General features: G+C 69.5%; 2 protein-coding genes. Both read left to right on the top strand.

The window, feature by feature from the left end; translation table 11 throughout:
• Positions 1-80 precede the first annotated feature (80 nt).
• Positions 81-428 (top strand): PadR family transcriptional regulator, encoded by a 348-nt coding sequence (locus B0F77_RS46555; RefSeq protein ID WP_342746922.1) that lies wholly within the window; start codon positions 81-83, stop codon positions 426-428.
• Positions 425-1,171: hypothetical protein (locus tag B0F77_RS46550; protein WP_211294392.1), on the top strand; the 747-nt coding region annotated here is incomplete at its 3' end. The genes B0F77_RS46555 and B0F77_RS46550, both read left to right, overlap by 4 nt.

Here is a 1,171-nt window from a genome sequence, read left to right as displayed (position 1 = left end):
AACTTCAGTATTGCCTGAAACCAAACTCCCCGAGATATGCGGCTTCCCGATATAGCTCGCGGCGCGATATATTCAACGACATGAGTGGTCGGGTCATGTCCGAGCAGACGTTCCTCGTCCTCACCGCGCTCGCGGAGGAGCCGTTGCACGGCTACGCGATCGTGCAGGCGGTGGAGCAGCTGTCCGAAGGGCGGATGGTGCTGAGGGTGGGCACGCTGTACGGCGTGCTGGACCGGCTCGTGGCGGACGGGCTCGCCGAGCGCGACCGCGAAGAGGTGCATCAGGGGAGGCTGCGGCGCTACTACAAGCTCACCGACTCCGGTGTGCGGGCGTTGCAGGCGGAGGTCGCGAGGCTCAGCGCGAACGTGCGGGCGGCCTCGGCGGTGCTGAGGGGGAGGGGCGTCCAGGCATGGGCGAACAAGGCGTGAGCAACCTCGAGCGGCGGTATCGCACGCTGCTGAGCGTCCTGCCGCGGTGGTATCGGCAGGACCGCGAGGAGGAGATGGTCGGGATCTTCCTGGCCGACCGGACGGACGAGCTCGATCTGGAGCACAGCTGGCCGGGGTGGGGCGAGACGTGGGCGGTGCTCGGCCTCGCGACGCGGACGCGGCTGGCGGCGGGAGCGGCGTTGGCGGGTGTGCCGGACAAGGTCGTGCGGCGCGGCGAGATCGTGCGGGCGCTGGGCGTGTTCGGGCTCCTGCTGAGCGTGTACTTCGCGGGCACGTTCATCACGAGCATGGCCTACGCCTACCGCCACCCGGAGATGATCGGCGGGCTCACGTGGATGCGCGTCTTCGACGTGCTGCCGATCGCGGCCTTCGTCGCGTTGCTGGCGGGGAAGCGGACACCGGCCAAGGTGCTGGCGGCGCTCGCGGTGCTGCCCGGTCTGGTCGCGCTGGTGGATCCGATCAAGATGGGCGTGTGGGCGCTGTACCAGCTGCCGGCGCTGGTGACGTTCGCGTGTCTGTGCCTGGGCTTTCACCGGGAGGCGCCGACGCCGTCCAGGAGGCTGGGCTGGTGGGGTGGGGGAGCGCTGGTGCTCGGCCTGCTCACCGGGTTCGCGAGCGGCCTCGGGTTGGTGGTGGTCGTGCTGACGGTCGTGGTCGTGCGCGTGGTGGCGTTCGTGCGCGGTGACTTCGTGCTGGGGAGGGCGTTGTCGTTGTTCGCGGTG

Origin of the sequence: Lentzea kentuckyensis, assembly GCF_002150765.1 — a bacterium.
Taxonomy (GTDB): Bacteria; Actinomycetota; Actinomycetes; order Mycobacteriales; family Pseudonocardiaceae; genus Lentzea; species Lentzea kentuckyensis.
This window is presented reverse-complemented; position numbering and strand designations above follow the sequence as displayed.

Coding starts and splice junctions, on each gene's coding strand:
- B0F77_RS46555 (WP_342746922.1), top strand. CDS start 81: ATGAGTGGTCGGGTCATGTCCGAGCAGACGTTCCTCGTCCTCACCGCG.